Source organism: Streptomyces sp. Ru73 (assembly GCF_002920575.1).
GTDB lineage: Bacteria > Actinomycetota > Actinomycetes > Streptomycetales > Streptomycetaceae > Streptomyces.
On sequence record NZ_PQSQ01000015.1, the window covers coordinates 52,653 to 66,547 of the forward strand.

Genomic DNA, 13,895 nt, shown 5'->3' on the forward strand with positions numbered 1-13,895 from the left:
AGGGACCGAGGAGGAACCGATGGGCGAGCGAAGCGTGCAGGAACACCGAACGGACAGGCAACGACGGACGACCCGGACGGGCGGTGAGCGACGATGAGCTCGCTGCTCCTCCTGACCAACGCTCTCCAGCCCTCCACGGAAGTGCTGCCCGCGCTCGGCCTCCTGCTGCACAGCGTGCGCGTCGCTCCGGCCGAGGGCCCGGCCCTGGTGGACACCCCCGGCGCCGACGTCATCCTCATCGACGGCCGCCGCGACCTCCCGCAGGTCCGGTCGCTCTGCCAGCTGCTGCGCTCCACCGGCCCCGGCTGTCCCCTCGTCCTCGTCGTGACCGAGGGCGGCCTCGCCGCCGTCACCGCCGACTGGGGCATCGACGACGTCCTGCTCGACACCGCGGGGCCCGCCGAGGTCGAGGCGCGGCTCCGGCTCGCCATGGGCCGCCAGCAGATCTCCACGGACGACAGCCCGATGGAGATCCGCACCGGTGACCTGTCCGTGGACGAGGCGACCTACAGCGCCAAGCTCAAGGGCCGGGTGCTGGACCTGACCTTCAAGGAGTTCGAGCTCCTGAAGTACCTCGCGCAGCACCCGGGCCGGGTCTTCACCCGCGCCCAGCTGCTGCAGGAGGTCTGGGGGTACGACTACTTCGGCGGTACGCGCACCGTCGACGTGCACGTACGGCGGCTGCGCGCCAAGCTCGGCCCGGAGCACGAGTCGCTCATCGGCACCGTGCGCAATGTCGGCTACCGCTTCGTCGTACCGGAGAAGGTCGAGCGGGCCGCCGAGGAGGCCAAGGGGAAGGCCGCGCAGCAGGCCGCGCAGCAGACCGGGCGCCCGGCCGCCGGGGCCGCGGACGAGGCCCGCGAGCACGCCGCCGACCGGAGCGCGGCGACCAGCGGCGCACGCCCTGCCGACCGCTAGCACCACCCGCGTAGACTGCCGCGCGTGGCCAAGGTGACGCGGGATGATGTGGCGAGGCTGGCGGGGACGTCCACCGCCGTGGTGAGTTACGTCATCAACAACGGACCGAGGCCGGTCGCCCCGGCCACGCGCGAGCGGGTGCTCGCCGCGATCAAGGAGCTGGGCTACCGGCCGGACCGCGTCGCGCAGGCCATGGCCTCCCGGCGTACCGACCTCATAGGGCTCATCGTTCCCGACACCCGGCAGCCGTTCTTCGCGGAGATGGCGCACGCGGTGGAGCGTGCCGCCTCCGAGCGCGGCAAGATGGTGCTGGTCGGCAACGCCAACTACGAGGACGAGCGCGAGGTCCACTACCTCCGCGCCTTCCTCGGGATGCGGGTCGCGGGGCTCATCCTGATCAGCCAGGGCCCTAGTGAGCACGCCGCCGCCGAGATCGACACCTGGGACGCCCGTGTGGTGCTGCTGCACCGCCGGCCGGACGCGATCGACGACGTCGCCGTCATGGCGGACGACATCGGCGGCGCCCAGCTCGCCACCCGCCACCTGCTGGAGCACGGCCACCCCTACGTCGCGTTCTTCGGCGGTCTGGAGGAGACGCCGAAGTCCGGCGACCCGGTCACCGACCACGTCAAGGGCTGGCAGCGGGCCATGCAGGAGGCCGGCCGCTCGACCGAGGGCCGGTACTTCCAGGCTCCGTACAACCGCTACGAGGCGTATCCGCTCGCGCTGAAGCTGCTCGACGGCCCGGACCGGCCGCCGGCGATCATGTGCGCCACCGACGACCAGGCCATCGCCGTGCTGCGCGCGGCGCGTGAGCTGCGCATCGACGTGCCGGGCGAGCTGGCGGTGGCGGGCTTCGACGACGTGAAGGAGGCGGCGCTGACCGATCCGCCGCTCACCACGATCGGCTCGGACCGTGAGGCGATGGCCCGTACGGCGGTGGACCTGGTGCTGGACGACGCGCTGCGGCTGGCCGGGTCGCGCCGGGAGCGGCTGCGCCAGTACCCGTCCCGGCTGGTGGTCCGCCGGTCCTGCGGCTGCGGGGGCTGACCTCCGCGCGGGGGCGTCTTTATACCGGGCATACCGACTTCTGCCGGACCTCTCAGGGTGCTCTCAGCTCCTTCTCATGCACGGCTCGCAGAGTGGTGGACATGACCGAGAGCTACCGCCGAAGCGGCGAAGAGACCCCGCAGTACGACACCCGTCGGTCGACCCCGTACGCGTCCTTCGGCCCGTACGGCCAGGGGCAGGCGGCCTGTCCGCCGCCGCCCCCGTACGCTCCGCCGGGCGCGCCCGCCGACGGTGGTCCCGAGGACGCCCCGCGCCGCCGGATGCGCCGCCCCGTCGCGCTGATCGCGGCGGTCGCGCTGGCCTCCGGTCTGATCGGCGGCGGCAGTGCCGCGCTCATCGAGGGCGCCACGCAGGGCGCCGGCAGCAGCGGCCAGAGCACCGCCGTGGTCAACGCGGGCGCCACCACCGGCAACGGGGTCTCCTCGGTGGCGAAGGCGGTCAGCCCCGCCATCGTCGAGATCAAGGCCCGGACCGCCGACGGCCGGTCCACCGGCTCCGGCGTCGTCCTCACCGGCGACGGCGAGATCATCACCAACAACCACGTGGTCTCCGGCGCGGACACCGTCTCCGTCTCCTTCAGCGACGGCTCGACCAGGACCGCGCGGGTCGTGGGCACCGACCCGGACAAGGACCTGGCGCTGATCAAGGTCAAGGGCGCCAAGGACCTCACGCACGCCACCCTCGGCGACTCCAGCAAGCTGGCGGTCGGCGACCAGGTCGTCGCGATCGGCTCGCCCGAGGGGCTCACCGGCTCGGTGACCAGCGGCATCGTCTCCGCGCTCAACCGCGACGTGACCGTGCCCAAGGAGGACCAGGGCCAGCAGCAACAGCAGCAGGGCCAGGGCGACATACCGTGGCCGTTCGAGTTCGGCGGCAACCAGTACAACGGTGACACCGGCGACTCGACCACGTCCTACAAGGCGATACAGACCGATGCCTCGCTCAACCCCGGCAACTCCGGCGGTGCCCTGATCGACATGTCCGGCCGGATCATCGGCATCAACTCCGCCATGTACTCGCCGTCCAACGCCACCAGCAGCACCGCCGGCAGCGTCGGCCTCGGCTTCGCCATCCCGATCAACACCGTCAAGGCCGACCTGGACAACCTGCGCTCCGGCGGCAGCGGCAGCTGAGGAGCGGCGGCCGCACCTGAGAAGCTGGGGACGCAACCGTCCGCTTCCCGTACATACCGAGGACCCGACACCCATGAGCGCCGCCGAGCAGGGCGAGACGTCCGCCCGCATCCTGATCGTCGACGACGAGCCCGCCGTCCGCGAGGCGCTGCGGCGGTCGCTCGCCTTCGAGGGGTACGCCACCGAGGAGGCCGTCGACGGCCTGGACGCGGTGGAGAAGGTGGCCGCTTTCCGGCCCGAACTGATCGTGCTGGACGTGCTGATGCCGCGGATGGACGGCCTGACCGCGGCCCGCAGGCTGCGCGCGAGCGGGCTGACCGTGCCGATCCTGATGCTCACGGCCCGCGACACGGTCGGCGACCGGGTCACCGGACTGGACGCGGGCGCCGACGACTACCTGGTCAAGCCGTTCGAGCTGGACGAGCTGCTGGCCCGCATCCGGGCGCTGCTGCGCCGCAGTTCGTACGCTGCGGCGGCCGGCGCCACGCCCGACGAGGGTGACACGCTCACCTTCGCCGACCTGACGATGAACCTGGCCACCCGCGAAGTCACCCGCGGCGGCCGTCCGGTGGAGCTGACCCGCACCGAGTTCACCCTGCTGGAGATGTTCCTGGCCCATCCGCGCCAGGTCCTCACCCGTGAGCAGATCCTCAAGGCCGTCTGGGGCTTCGACTTCGAGCCCTCCTCCAACTCCCTGGACGTGTACGTGATGTACCTGCGGCGCAAGACCGAGGCGGGTGGCGAGCCGCGGCTGGTGCACACGGTGCGCGGCGTCGGGTACGTCCTGCGGTCCGGCGGTGCCGAGTGAACCTGCGCGAGAGGGCGGCCCAGCGCTACCGCCGGCTGCCCCTGCGGTCCCGGCTGGCGATGCTCACCGCGCTCGCCGTCGCGCTCGCGGTGGCCGCCTCGGCCGCCGCCTGCTGGGTGATCACCCGCGACCGGCTCACCGAGCAGTTGGACGGGACGCTGAGCAAGGTCAGCGTGGACGGCTCGTACGTACGGGCGCTGAGCGCCGAGTGCAACGGCATCACCCAGGGCGTGCGCTTCCCGCCCACGCCGTACACGGTGCAGCTGGTGTCGGTGGACGGCCGGGTGTGCACCTCCTCGGAGAAGTCGCAGATCCCCGCTTCGGCCGCGGACGTCCAGGTCGCGCGGGGCAGTGCCCCCGAGGCGCTGCACACCGCACGGGCCGCCGACGGCGCGGAGATGCGGGTGTCCACGAAGCCGTACGACGGCCCGGCCACCGACGCGTTCGGCAACCAGGTGGCGGTGTCCGTCGCCGCGCCCATGGACCAGGTCACCCGGCCGCTGAACCAGCTCGCGCTGGTCCTGCTGATCGTGTGCGGGGTGGGCGTGCTGGGCGCGGCGACCACCGGCCTGTGGGTGGCCAGGGCGGGCCTGAAGCCGGTGGACCGGCTCACCGCCGCCGTCGAGCACGTCGCCCGCACGGAGGACCTGGCGGTCCGCATCCCCACCGAGGGCGAGGACGAGATCGCCCGGCTCTCCCGGTCCTTCAACTCCATGACCGCGGCGCTCGCCGCCTCCCGCGACCTCCAGGCGCAGCTCATCGCGGACGCGGGCCACGAGCTGCGTACCCCGCTGACCTCGCTGCGCACCAACATCGACCTGCTGGAGCGCAGCGAGCGCACCGGCCGGGCCATCCCGGCCGAGGACAAGCTCGCCCTGCTGGACTCGGTGAAGGCCCAGATGGGCGAGCTGGCCGCGCTCATCGGCGATCTCCAGGAGCTGTCCAGGACGCCCGACCACGGGGCCGCGGGGCAGAGCGCGCCGCCGGTCGTCGCGCTGCACGACATCGCGGCGGCGGCGCTGGAGCGGGCCCGGCTGCGCGGCCCGTCCCTCACCCTCGACGCCGCCCTGGACCCCTGGTACGTACGGGCCGACCCGGCGGCGCTGGAGCGCGCCGTGGTCAACCTGCTGGACAACGCCGTGAAGTTCAGCCCGTCCGGCGGCACGGTCGAGGTGCGCCTCAAGGACGGCCTGCTGACCGTGCGGGACCACGGCCCCGGCATTCCGGCGCACGAACTCCCGCACGTCTTCGAGCGGTTCTGGCGCTCGCCCTCCGCGCGCAGCCTGCCGGGCAGCGGCCTCGGGCTGTCGATCGTGGCCCGCACCGCCCAGCAGGCCGGCGGCGGCGTCCGGCTGCGCCCCGCCGAGGGCGGCGGCACGCTGGCGGAACTCACCCTGCCGGGGGCCGCGGTGCCGCCCCCGGAGGAGCCGCCGACGGCCGGGTGAGGTTCAGCGGGCGAAGCGGCTCAGCGGGCGAAGCCCGACCCCAGCGCCGCGCCCGCCTCGGGGCCGCCGAGCGCACCGGGACCGTAGGAGACCACGCCCTTCGTGGTCAGCCCGGTGGTGGCACCGCGGAGGGCCCACACCGCGCCGGTGTTCTTCGGGGTCGTGCCGTCCTCGCCCGGCGCGCCGGCCGCGAGGTCGGCCTTGCCGTCGCCGTCGGTGTCCAGCAGCGAGACCGCCTCGCCGAACCGGTCACCGGCCTCGGCGACGCCCGGGACGCCCGCGGTGTCCTGGTGGAAGGACTGCGCGCCGGTGCCGGTCAGGCCGCCCTTGCCGCCCTTGAGCAGGACGGTGCTGCCCGCGTCCTTCAGGTTCGCGCCGGAGGCGGAGGTCAGGTCCTCGTACGGGACGCCGACCGCGACGTCCGCGTACCCGTCGCCGTTCACGTCGCCCGCGCTGAGCGAGTAGCCGAACTGGTCGCCCTCCTCGCCGGCACCGGGTACGCCCGCGCTGTCCTGGGTGAGCGTCGTGGTGCGCTTGCCCGGGCCGTCCGGCGAGCCGTACGCGACCTTGACGGTGCCCTTGTCGTACGGGAGGTCCTCGACGACGCCGCCGGGGACCGGGCGGTATATGAGGTCGCCGTAACCGTCCTTGTCGACGTCGCCGACGGTGGCCGACGCCGCGTCCGGCAGCGCGGTGGAGGTGGTGGCGAGGCCGTCCTTGCCGCCCTTCCACAGCTCGCTGGACTCCGACCGCTCCTCGAACTCGTGCATGCTGACCAGGTCGTCCCGGCCGTCCCCGGTGAGGTCGCCGGCCACCAGTTCCGAGGAGCGGAAGAGGTGGTCGGTCAGGAGGTCGGCGGTCCGGGCGGGCGCGCCGGCCCGGGTGAACGGCCCGTACATCACGTGCAGCCCGGAGGACTCGGTCCCGTCGCCGTCGGTGTCGGAGACCAGGTCGGCGTGGCCGTCGCCGTCGAAGTCACCGGCGGTGAGGTTGCCGCCGTCGGTGCCCTGGAGGGTGGCGGCGCCGCCCTTGCCGTCGGTGGAGCCCCACAGGACGTAGGCCTTGCCGCCGCCGTTGACGGCGAGGTCGCTGGTGCCGTCGCCGTCCAGGTCGCGGGCGACGGTGCGGTCGCCGAACCGGTTGTTCTCGCCGGGGTCGCCGGGCACGCCCGGGGTGGCGAGGCTGATGACCTGGTGCTTGCCGGTGGCCGCGCCGGAGGCGGAGCCGTAGACCACGGTGACGTAACCGGCCTTGGCCTTGCCGCCGACGGTGGCCTCGGGCGCGCCGGCAACGATGTCGGCGTAGCCGTCGTGGTTGAAGTCCGCCTGGGGTGCGGTACCGGCCGGGCCCTTGGCCGCGGCGGCCGCGGCGGCGTCGGCGGGGGCCGCGGTCGCCGGGGCGGCGAGCGCGAGCGGGGCGGTGATCAGGGCGGCCACCACGGCGCAGCGCGCTGCGGTGGGGGTGGAGCGGTGGCGCACAGTTCCTCCTGTGGTCGGCACCCGGACACCCCGGGTGCACCTGCCGTACACCCCCTACGACGTCAGTGGTGCGCGCGTGGTTGTACGCACACGCCTCATCTGCCCCTGAAGTCCCTTAGCGCTGCCCGTTTTTCGCGGTGTCCCCGAACGGAAGGTCCTTGCCCGAGAGCCGGGCGCGGATGCCGTCGCGCTCCACGGAGATGGTGCGCAGCCGTACGTCACCGGGGGTGGCCGGGAGGCGGAAGGAGAGGTCGAAGCGGTCGGCGATCTCCGGCTTGGTGAGCCCGGCGAGGCCGCCGAGGATCTTCGGGTCGATGCCGACCTTCCTCAGCAGCCAGGGGTGGTCGGCCACCACGTCGACGAGGTTGACCTTCATCAGCTTGCCGATGAAGCGGGGCGTGCCGATGAGGTCGTGCAGCTTCTGCTCGTTGTGCAGCGCGGCGTCGATGGTCGCGGGCGGGATGCCGATGCGGTCGGCGATGGCCGGCACGCCGAGCATGGCCTTGATCTTGGCCGCCTCCTGGCTGAGCCGGCGGGCCGTCTTGCGGGTGAGCTGCAGTCCCTCGCCCTTGCCGGTGCCGGGGCGGTAGACGGCGATGTCGCCGATGTCCAGCCGCATCCCGCTGATCTCGGTGGAGATGCCGCGGTCGCCGGCCTGCCGGATGCGGGCCGTGGCGTGCATCCGCAGTTCGTGCCCGGCGATCGGCAGTCCGCCCTCGGCGCGTACCGCGTCCGGCCCCAGCTCGCTGAACTTCACCTGTGAGGCGCCCAGTTCGCGGTTCATGTCCTCGAAGGAGAGCAGGACGTCGCCGTGCATCCGGCCGACGGTGCCGCCCTTGAGCGAGGTGGGCAGGTCGCCGTCGAGGGTGACGTCCTCCGCCGTCGCCTCGAACTTGGCGAGCGAGACCCGGTCGGCGGCGAGGTCGGGGATGGTCACCCGCACCCGGTCCAGCCGCTTGTCGGCGACCTGGGTGAGGAAGGGGAAGCCCTCGATGTCCACCTCGGGGTCGGCCGCCAGGTGCAGCGAGTCCTTGAGCTTCTCGGCCGCCTTGTTCTGCGCGTAGAGCACGGCGAACCGGTCGGCGAGACCGGCGAAGGAGGCCGCCACCAGGACGGTGGCGACCAGCTTCGCGGCGAGCGGCACGGCGGCGAACCAGCCGCGGCCGCGCCGGGACTTGCGGTGGTTGGGCGGGGACCAGGCGTCGTCGTCCTCGGTGTCCGGGCGCAGCCCGAGCCCCAGGGGGTCGTCACTGTCGTCGCGCGCGTCGAGGTGGCGGCGCGCGGGGCCCAGGTCCGGCTCGGGGTCGGCCAGCCCGGCGAGCTCCGCGTACGGGTTGACCGGCGCGAACTCGCGGGTGTCGCCGGGCCCGCCGGGGGCGGCCTCGGACGCGCGGGGCTCAGCTGCTTCCCGCGCGTCCTGGGGTGCAGGTGATGCGGATATGCGTGTGGGGGGTCGCATCGGCACATCCCACCATGCGTACGGCCATCGAACGCAAGTCCTACTGCCGGTAAGTGGGGATATGAACGGTTACTTCACCACGGTGATGCGGTCCGCCTTCGGCGGGTCCAGCGGGCCGGACGCCGAGGAGTGCGCGCCGAGGTACGCGGTGAAGGCGTCCAGGTCGGACGGGCCGACGTACTTGTCGGTGCCCTCCTTGAACGCGGTGAAGCCGTCGCCGCCGCCCGCCAGGAACTCGTTCATCGCGACCCGGTAGGTCTTCGCCGGGTCCAGCGGCGCGCCGTTCAGCTTCACCGAGTCCGCGACGATCCGGTCGGCGCCGGACTTGGTCATGTCGAGGGTGTAGGTGAGGCCCTTCGACACCTGGAGGATCTTGGGCGAGCTCTGGTTCGGGCCGCTCACCTGCTGCTGGAGCGCGGTGAGCAGCTGCTTCCCGGTCAGCGAGACCACGTTCATCATGTTGGTGAACGGCTGCACGGTGAACGCCTCGCCGTACGTCACCACCCCGTCGCCCTCGCTGCCCGACGCCTTGAACGCCAGGTCGGAGCGGATGCCGCCGGGGTTCATCAGGGCCAGCTGCGCGCCGCCCTCACCGCTGTCCGCCGTCGCCTCCAGCTGCGCGTCGGCGATGACGTCGCCGAGCGGCGACTCGGGGGTGCTCGCGCCGCGGCCCGCGATGTCGGCGGAGATGTGGCCGACCGGCTTGCTCGCGACCGGCGCGGCCAGCCTGTCCCAGCGCTTGATCAGCGCGGTCATGTCCGCCGCCCTGGGCTGGGTGCGGTCCACCACGTGGTTGGCCGACTTCACGGCCGTGCGCACGATGTCCTTGGTCTTCCGGTCGTACGTCAGCGTGGTGTCGGTGTAGAGCTTGCCGAAGGAGGAGGCCGAGGTGACCATCCGCGGCTGCCCGGCCGGGTCGGGGATGGTGCACGCGTACGCCTGGTGGGTGTGGCCGGTGACCAGCGCGTCGACGTCCGGCGTCACCTTCTTGGCGATCTCGGTGATCGGCCCGGATATCCCGTCGCCGGGACCGGGGCTGTCGCAGTCGTAGTTGTACGCGGTGGAGGCGGGCGCCCCGCCCTCGTGGATCAGCGCGACGACCGACTTCACGCCCTGCTTGCGCAGCACCTTGGCGTACTTGTCGATGGTCTCGGCCTCGTCGTGGAACTTCAGGCCCTTCACGCCCTCGGCGCTGACGATGTCGGGCGTGCCCTCCAGGGTGACCCCGATGAAGCCGATCCGCACGCCGTTGTGCCGCCAGACCGTGTACGGCTTCAGGATGGGCTTGCCGGTCTTCTCGTCGGTGACGTTCGCGGCGAGGTAGGGGTAGTCGGCGCCCCCGAAGGTCCGCCCCTTCTCGTAGCAGCCGTCCTTCGGGTGGCAGCCGCCGTTCTGCAGCCGGGCCAGCTCAGCGCGGCCCTCGTCGAACTCGTGGTTGCCGACGCTGGTGACGTCCAGCTCCAGCTTGTTCATCGCCTCCACGGTCGGCTCGTCGTGGAACAGGCCCGAGAGCAGCGGGCTCGCGCCGACCAGGTCGCCGGCCGCGGCCGTGACGGAGTACGGGTGGCCCCTGCGGGCCGTGCGCAGCGCGTTCGCCAGGTACTCGACGCCGCCGGCCTCGACCTTCTTCCGGCTGCCGTCGGCCTGCTCCTCCTCCACGGTGCCGGACGAGCCCTGCGGCGGCTCCAGGTTGCCGTGGAAGTCATTGAACGAGAGCAGCTGCACGTCGACGGTGCGCGAGGAGTGGCCGGGCCCGCCGGGGGTGCCGGCGCCGGCGGGCAGGGCCGCCGCCGTGACGCCGGCCGCGGCGGCCAGCACCGTCGCGGCGGCCGCAAGACGGCGCCAGGGGCGGCGCCGGTGCGGAGTGACTGACATGTCTCGTCCCCCTTGTGGACTGCGGATGAGGAGTGGTGAGCGACCGGAAGCCTACGGTCAACGCGCGTAGCGCAACAGGGGCGACGGGTTAAGGGACGGTTGCGGTGCGGAGGCCGCTCACCGCCCGCCGGCGGGCCCGGCGCAGGGTGCGTGGACGACGGCGGTGGTCACCGGCCGGGCCCCGCGCCGTACCCTTCGGGGCATGACTGACGCTGCACAGGGAACGGGCCGGCCCGGCCGGGGCATGCAGGTACTGGACGCGCTCACGCCGGACGTGGCCGGTGCCGTACTGGAGCTGATCGAGACGGCGGCACGGACGGACGGGCAGCCCGCCGTCTCCGAGCAGGGGCGGCTGCAGCTGCGCGGCGGCCACCGGGAGGGCGTCAAGCACCTCCTCGTCCGGGCCGAGGGCGACCGCATCGCCGGATACGGGCAGCTGGAGGGCACGGACCCGGTCGAGGCGCCCGCCGCCGAGCTGGTCGTGCACCCCGAGTTCCGCGGCCAGGGCCTGGGCCGCAAGCTCGGCAGCGCGCTGCTGGAGGAGTCCGGGCGGCGGCTGCGGCTGTGGGCGCACGGCGGCCACCCCGCCGCCCGCCACCTCGCGCAGACCCTGGGCCTGACCCTCTTCCGCGAGCTGCGGCAGATGCGCCGCCCGCTGTCCGGGCTGGACCTGCCCGAGCCGGTGCTCCCCGAGGGCGTCACCGTCCGCACCTTCCAGCCCGGCACGGACGACGCCGCCTGGCTCGCCGCCAACGCCGCGGCCTTCGCGCACCACCCCGAGCAGGGCTCGCTCACCCAGCGTGACCTGGACGACCGCAAGGCCGAGCCGTGGTTCGACCCCAAGGGCTTCTTCCTGGCCGAGAAGGCCGGTGAGCTGGTCGGCTTCCACTGGACGAAGAAGCACGCCGAGGAGGGCCGGGGCGAGGTCTACGTCGTCGGCGTACGGCCCGAGGCGCAGGGCGGCGGGCTCGGCAAGGCACTCACCGCGATCGGGCTGCGGCACCTGGCCGCCGAGGGCGTGCCGACGGCGATGCTCTACGTCGACGCGGACAACGTCCCGGCCGTCACCGTCTACGAGCGCCTCGGCTTCGTCACGCACGAGACGGACCTGATGTACCGGACCGAGCTGTGACGCACAGCGATACGCGCAGGCAAGGCTGTTGACGGTGTGTCATGAGCGGGCGGCGGGCCGATGGGCCCGCCGCTGCGGCGCCGCCCGGCACCGGGAAATCGCCTCCGGGTAGCCCCCCGCTTGCCTGTCCGCCATGTCCGCGTTACCGGCGATTCAAACTCGCTTGCGAGCATCACTGAATGCAGCCCTCCGCGCAGCCGGCCGGTGACCGATGGCTCCGGGCCGCCCCACCGCCTCCCGACGCGCTTTCCCGCCCGGAAGCGCGGAAGAATGAGGCCATGGACCAGCAGACCAGCGCCCAGGCCACGCCCCAGACGCCGTCCGCACAGGCGCAGCCCTCGGTCGGTTCGATCGCCGCGCACCGCCCGAACACGGTCGCCGCCTCCCTGCCCGAGCTGGAACCGGACCTCGACGCCGATCTCGACGCGTACGACGTCGACGGAGCGCTGGGCGACGACGGCGAGGAGCTGCCCGCCGGCCGTTTCCTGGACCGTGAGCGCAGCTGGCTCGCGTTCAACGAACGGGTCCTGGAGCTGGCCGAGGACCCGGCCACGCCGCTGCTGGAACGCGCCAAGTTCCTGGCGATCTTCGCATCCAACCTGGACGAGTTCTTCATGGTCCGGGTCGCGGGCCTCAAGCGCCGGATCGCCACCGGGGTCGCCACCCGCTCCGCCTCCGGGCTGCAGCCCCGCGAGGTGCTGGACCTGATCTGGACCCGCTCCCGCGAGCTCATGGCCCGGCACGCCGCCTGCTACCAGCAGGACGTCGCCCCCGAGCTGGCCGGCGCCGGCATCCACCTGATCCGCTGGCCCGAGCTGACCGAGAAGGAACAGGCCCGCCTGTTCACCCTCTTCCGGCACCAGATCTTCCCCGTGCTGACCCCGCTGGCCGTGGACCCGGCGCACCCCTTCCCGTACATCTCGGGCCTCTCGCTGAACCTCGCCGTGGTGGTGCGCAACCCCGTCAGCGGCCACGACCACTTCGCCCGGGTCAAGGTCCCGCCGCTGCTCTCCCGCTTCCTGGAGGCGTCCCCGCAGCGCTACGTCCCCATAGAGGACGTCATCGCGGCCCACCTGGAGGAGCTGTTCCCGGGCATGGAGGTGCGCGCGCACCACATGTTCCGGGTCACCCGCAACGAGGACCTGGAGGTCGAGGAGGACGACGCGGAGAACCTCCTCAAGGCCCTGGAGAAGGAGCTGCTGCGGCGCCGCTTCGGGCCGCCGGTCCGGCTGGAGGTCGAGGAGTCCATCGACCCCGCCGTCCTGGACCTGCTCGTCCAGGAGCTGAAGATCTCCGAGGCCGAGGTCTACCCGCTGCCGGGCCCGCTGGACCTGACCGGCCTCTTCGGCATCGCGGCCCAGGACCGGCCGGAGCTGAAGTACCCCAAGTTCGTCGCCGGCACCCACCGCGACCTCGCCGAGGTCGAGTCCGCCTCCGCGCCCGACGTCTTCGCCGCGCTGCGCGCCCGCGACGTCCTGCTGCACCACCCGTACGACAGCTTCTCCACCTCCGTACAGGCCTTCCTGGAGCAGGCGGCGGCCGACCCGCACGTCCTCGCGATCAAGCAGACGCTCTACCGCACCTCCGGCGACTCCCCGATCGTCGACGCCCTCATAGACGCGGCCGAGTCCGGCAAGCAGGTCCTCGTCCTGGTCGAGATCAAGGCCCGCTTCGACGAGCAGGCCAACATCAAGTGGGCCCGGAAGCTGGAGGAGGCCGGCTGCCACGTCGTCTACGGGCTGGTCGGCCTCAAGACGCACTGCAAGCTCTCCCTGGTCGTCCGCCAGGAAGGCGAGATGCTGCGCCGCTACTCCCACGTGGGCACCGGCAACTACCACCCCAAGACGGCCCGGCTGTACGAGGACATCGGACTGCTCACCGCCGACCCGCAGGTGGGCGCCGACCTCTCCGACCTCTTCAACCGGCTCTCCGGCTACTCCCGCCGCGAGACCTACCGGCGGCTGCTGGTCGCCCCCACCTCGCTGCGCGACGGCCTGGTCCAGCGCATCACCAAGGAGATCGCGCACCACCGCGCCGGCCACCCCGCGTACGTCCGCATCAAGGTCAACTCCATGGTGGACGAGGCCGTCGTCGACGCCCTGTACCGCGCCTCGCAGGCCGGTGTACCGGTCGACGTCTGGGTACGCGGGATCTGTGCACTGCGGCCGGGCGTGCCGGGCCTCAGCGAGAACATCCGGGTCCGCAGCGTCCTGGGCCGCTTCCTCGAGCACTCACGGGTGTTCGTCTTCGGCAACGGAGGGGAGCCGGAAGTATGGCTGGGCAGCGCGGACATGATGCACCGCAACCTCGACCGGCGGATCGAGGCGCTGGTACGGGTCACCGACCCCGGCCACCGCGCCGCGCTCAACCGCCTGCTGGAGACGGGCATGTCGGACGCCACCTCGTCGTGGCACCTCGGCCCGGACGGCAACTGGACACGGCACGCGGCCGACGCGGACGGCAGGCCGCTGCGGAACGTACAAGAAATGCTCATCGACGCCCGGAGGCGCCGGCGTGGCCTTGCGACCTGACCTCTCCCCGCCCTGCGAACGGAGCCGTGCACGCGCGGCCGCCGC

Annotated in this window: 10 protein-coding genes; 7 read left to right on the forward strand and 3 right to left on the reverse strand. The window is 72.8% G+C overall.

What is annotated here, in order from left to right:
* Positions 1–93: 93 nt before the first annotated feature.
* From C3486_RS09870 to C3486_RS09890, 5 genes are all read left to right on the forward strand, one after another.
* Complete coding sequence (locus C3486_RS09870; RefSeq protein WP_103832233.1) at positions 94–918, forward strand: response regulator transcription factor; 825 nt, start codon at positions 94–96, stop codon at positions 916–918.
* A gap of 24 nt (positions 919–942) precedes the next feature.
* On the forward strand, positions 943–1,968 hold the full coding sequence (locus C3486_RS09875) for a LacI family DNA-binding transcriptional regulator (RefSeq protein WP_103832234.1): 1,026 nt from the start codon (positions 943–945) through the stop codon (positions 1,966–1,968).
* A 101-nt stretch (positions 1,969–2,069) separates the two neighbouring features.
* Positions 2,070–3,122, forward strand: a complete 1,053-nt coding sequence (locus C3486_RS09880; RefSeq protein ID WP_103832290.1) for a S1C family serine protease — start codon at positions 2,070–2,072, stop codon at positions 3,120–3,122.
* 73 nt (positions 3,123–3,195) lie between these two features.
* Positions 3,196–3,930, forward strand: a complete 735-nt coding sequence (locus tag C3486_RS09885; RefSeq protein WP_103832235.1) for a response regulator transcription factor — start codon at positions 3,196–3,198, stop codon at positions 3,928–3,930.
* 59 nt (positions 3,931–3,989) lie between these two features.
* Positions 3,990–5,375 (forward strand): cell wall metabolism sensor histidine kinase WalK, encoded by a 1,386-nt coding sequence (locus tag C3486_RS09890; RefSeq protein ID WP_103832291.1) that lies wholly within the window; start codon positions 3,990–3,992, stop codon positions 5,373–5,375.
* Positions 5,376–5,395: 20 nt separating this feature from the next.
* Here C3486_RS09890 and C3486_RS09895 read toward each other — a convergent pair whose 3' ends face one another.
* The 3 genes from C3486_RS09895 to C3486_RS09905 all read right to left on the reverse strand — a co-directional run bounded on the left by C3486_RS09895 (position 5,396) and on the right by C3486_RS09905 (position 10,187).
* Positions 5,396–6,853 (reverse strand): FG-GAP and VCBS repeat-containing protein, encoded by a 1,458-nt coding sequence (locus C3486_RS09895; protein WP_103832236.1) that lies wholly within the window; start codon positions 6,851–6,853, stop codon positions 5,396–5,398.
* 115 nt (positions 6,854–6,968) lie between these two features.
* Positions 6,969–8,312, reverse strand: a complete 1,344-nt coding sequence (locus C3486_RS09900; protein WP_103832237.1) for a DUF2993 domain-containing protein — start codon at positions 8,310–8,312, stop codon at positions 6,969–6,971.
* Between the two features lie 69 nt (positions 8,313–8,381).
* Positions 8,382–10,187, reverse strand: a complete 1,806-nt coding sequence (locus C3486_RS09905; RefSeq protein ID WP_103832238.1) for a bifunctional UDP-sugar hydrolase/5'-nucleotidase — start codon at positions 10,185–10,187, stop codon at positions 8,382–8,384.
* 202 nt (positions 10,188–10,389) lie between these two features.
* Between C3486_RS09905 and mshD the strand changes: the two genes are divergently transcribed.
* Both mshD and C3486_RS09915 read left to right on the forward strand, forming a co-directional pair.
* A complete protein-coding gene (gene mshD, locus C3486_RS09910; protein WP_103832292.1) occupies positions 10,390–11,319 on the forward strand; it encodes a mycothiol synthase in 930 nt (309 codons plus the stop codon).
* Between the two features lie 278 nt (positions 11,320–11,597).
* Positions 11,598–13,850 carry an RNA degradosome polyphosphate kinase gene (locus C3486_RS09915; RefSeq protein WP_103832239.1) on the forward strand — a complete coding sequence of 751 codons (2,253 nt, stop codon included), beginning with the start codon at positions 11,598–11,600 and terminating at the stop codon, positions 13,848–13,850.
* Positions 13,851–13,895: the final 45 nt, after the last annotated feature.

Bases quoted from the DNA above. Each gene is read 5' to 3' on its own strand.
- C3486_RS09870 (WP_103832233.1), top strand. From the start codon at position 94: ATGAGCTCGCTGCTCCTCCTGACCAACGCTCTCCAGCCCTCCACGGAA.
- C3486_RS09880 (WP_103832290.1), top strand. From the start codon at position 2,070: ATGACCGAGAGCTACCGCCGAAGCGGCGAAGAGACCCCGCAGTACGAC.
- C3486_RS09885 (WP_103832235.1), top strand. From the start codon at position 3,196: ATGAGCGCCGCCGAGCAGGGCGAGACGTCCGCCCGCATCCTGATCGTC.
- C3486_RS09890 (WP_103832291.1), top strand. From the start codon at position 3,990: ATGCTCACCGCGCTCGCCGTCGCGCTCGCGGTGGCCGCCTCGGCCGCC.
- C3486_RS09900 (WP_103832237.1), bottom strand. From the start codon at position 8,312: ATGCGACCCCCCACACGCATATCCGCATCACCTGCACCCCAGGACGCG.
- C3486_RS09905 (WP_103832238.1), bottom strand. From the start codon at position 10,187: ATGTCAGTCACTCCGCACCGGCGCCGCCCCTGGCGCCGTCTTGCGGCC.
- mshD (WP_103832292.1), top strand. From the start codon at position 10,390: ATGACTGACGCTGCACAGGGAACGGGCCGGCCCGGCCGGGGCATGCAG.
- C3486_RS09915 (WP_103832239.1), top strand. From the start codon at position 11,598: ATGGACCAGCAGACCAGCGCCCAGGCCACGCCCCAGACGCCGTCCGCA.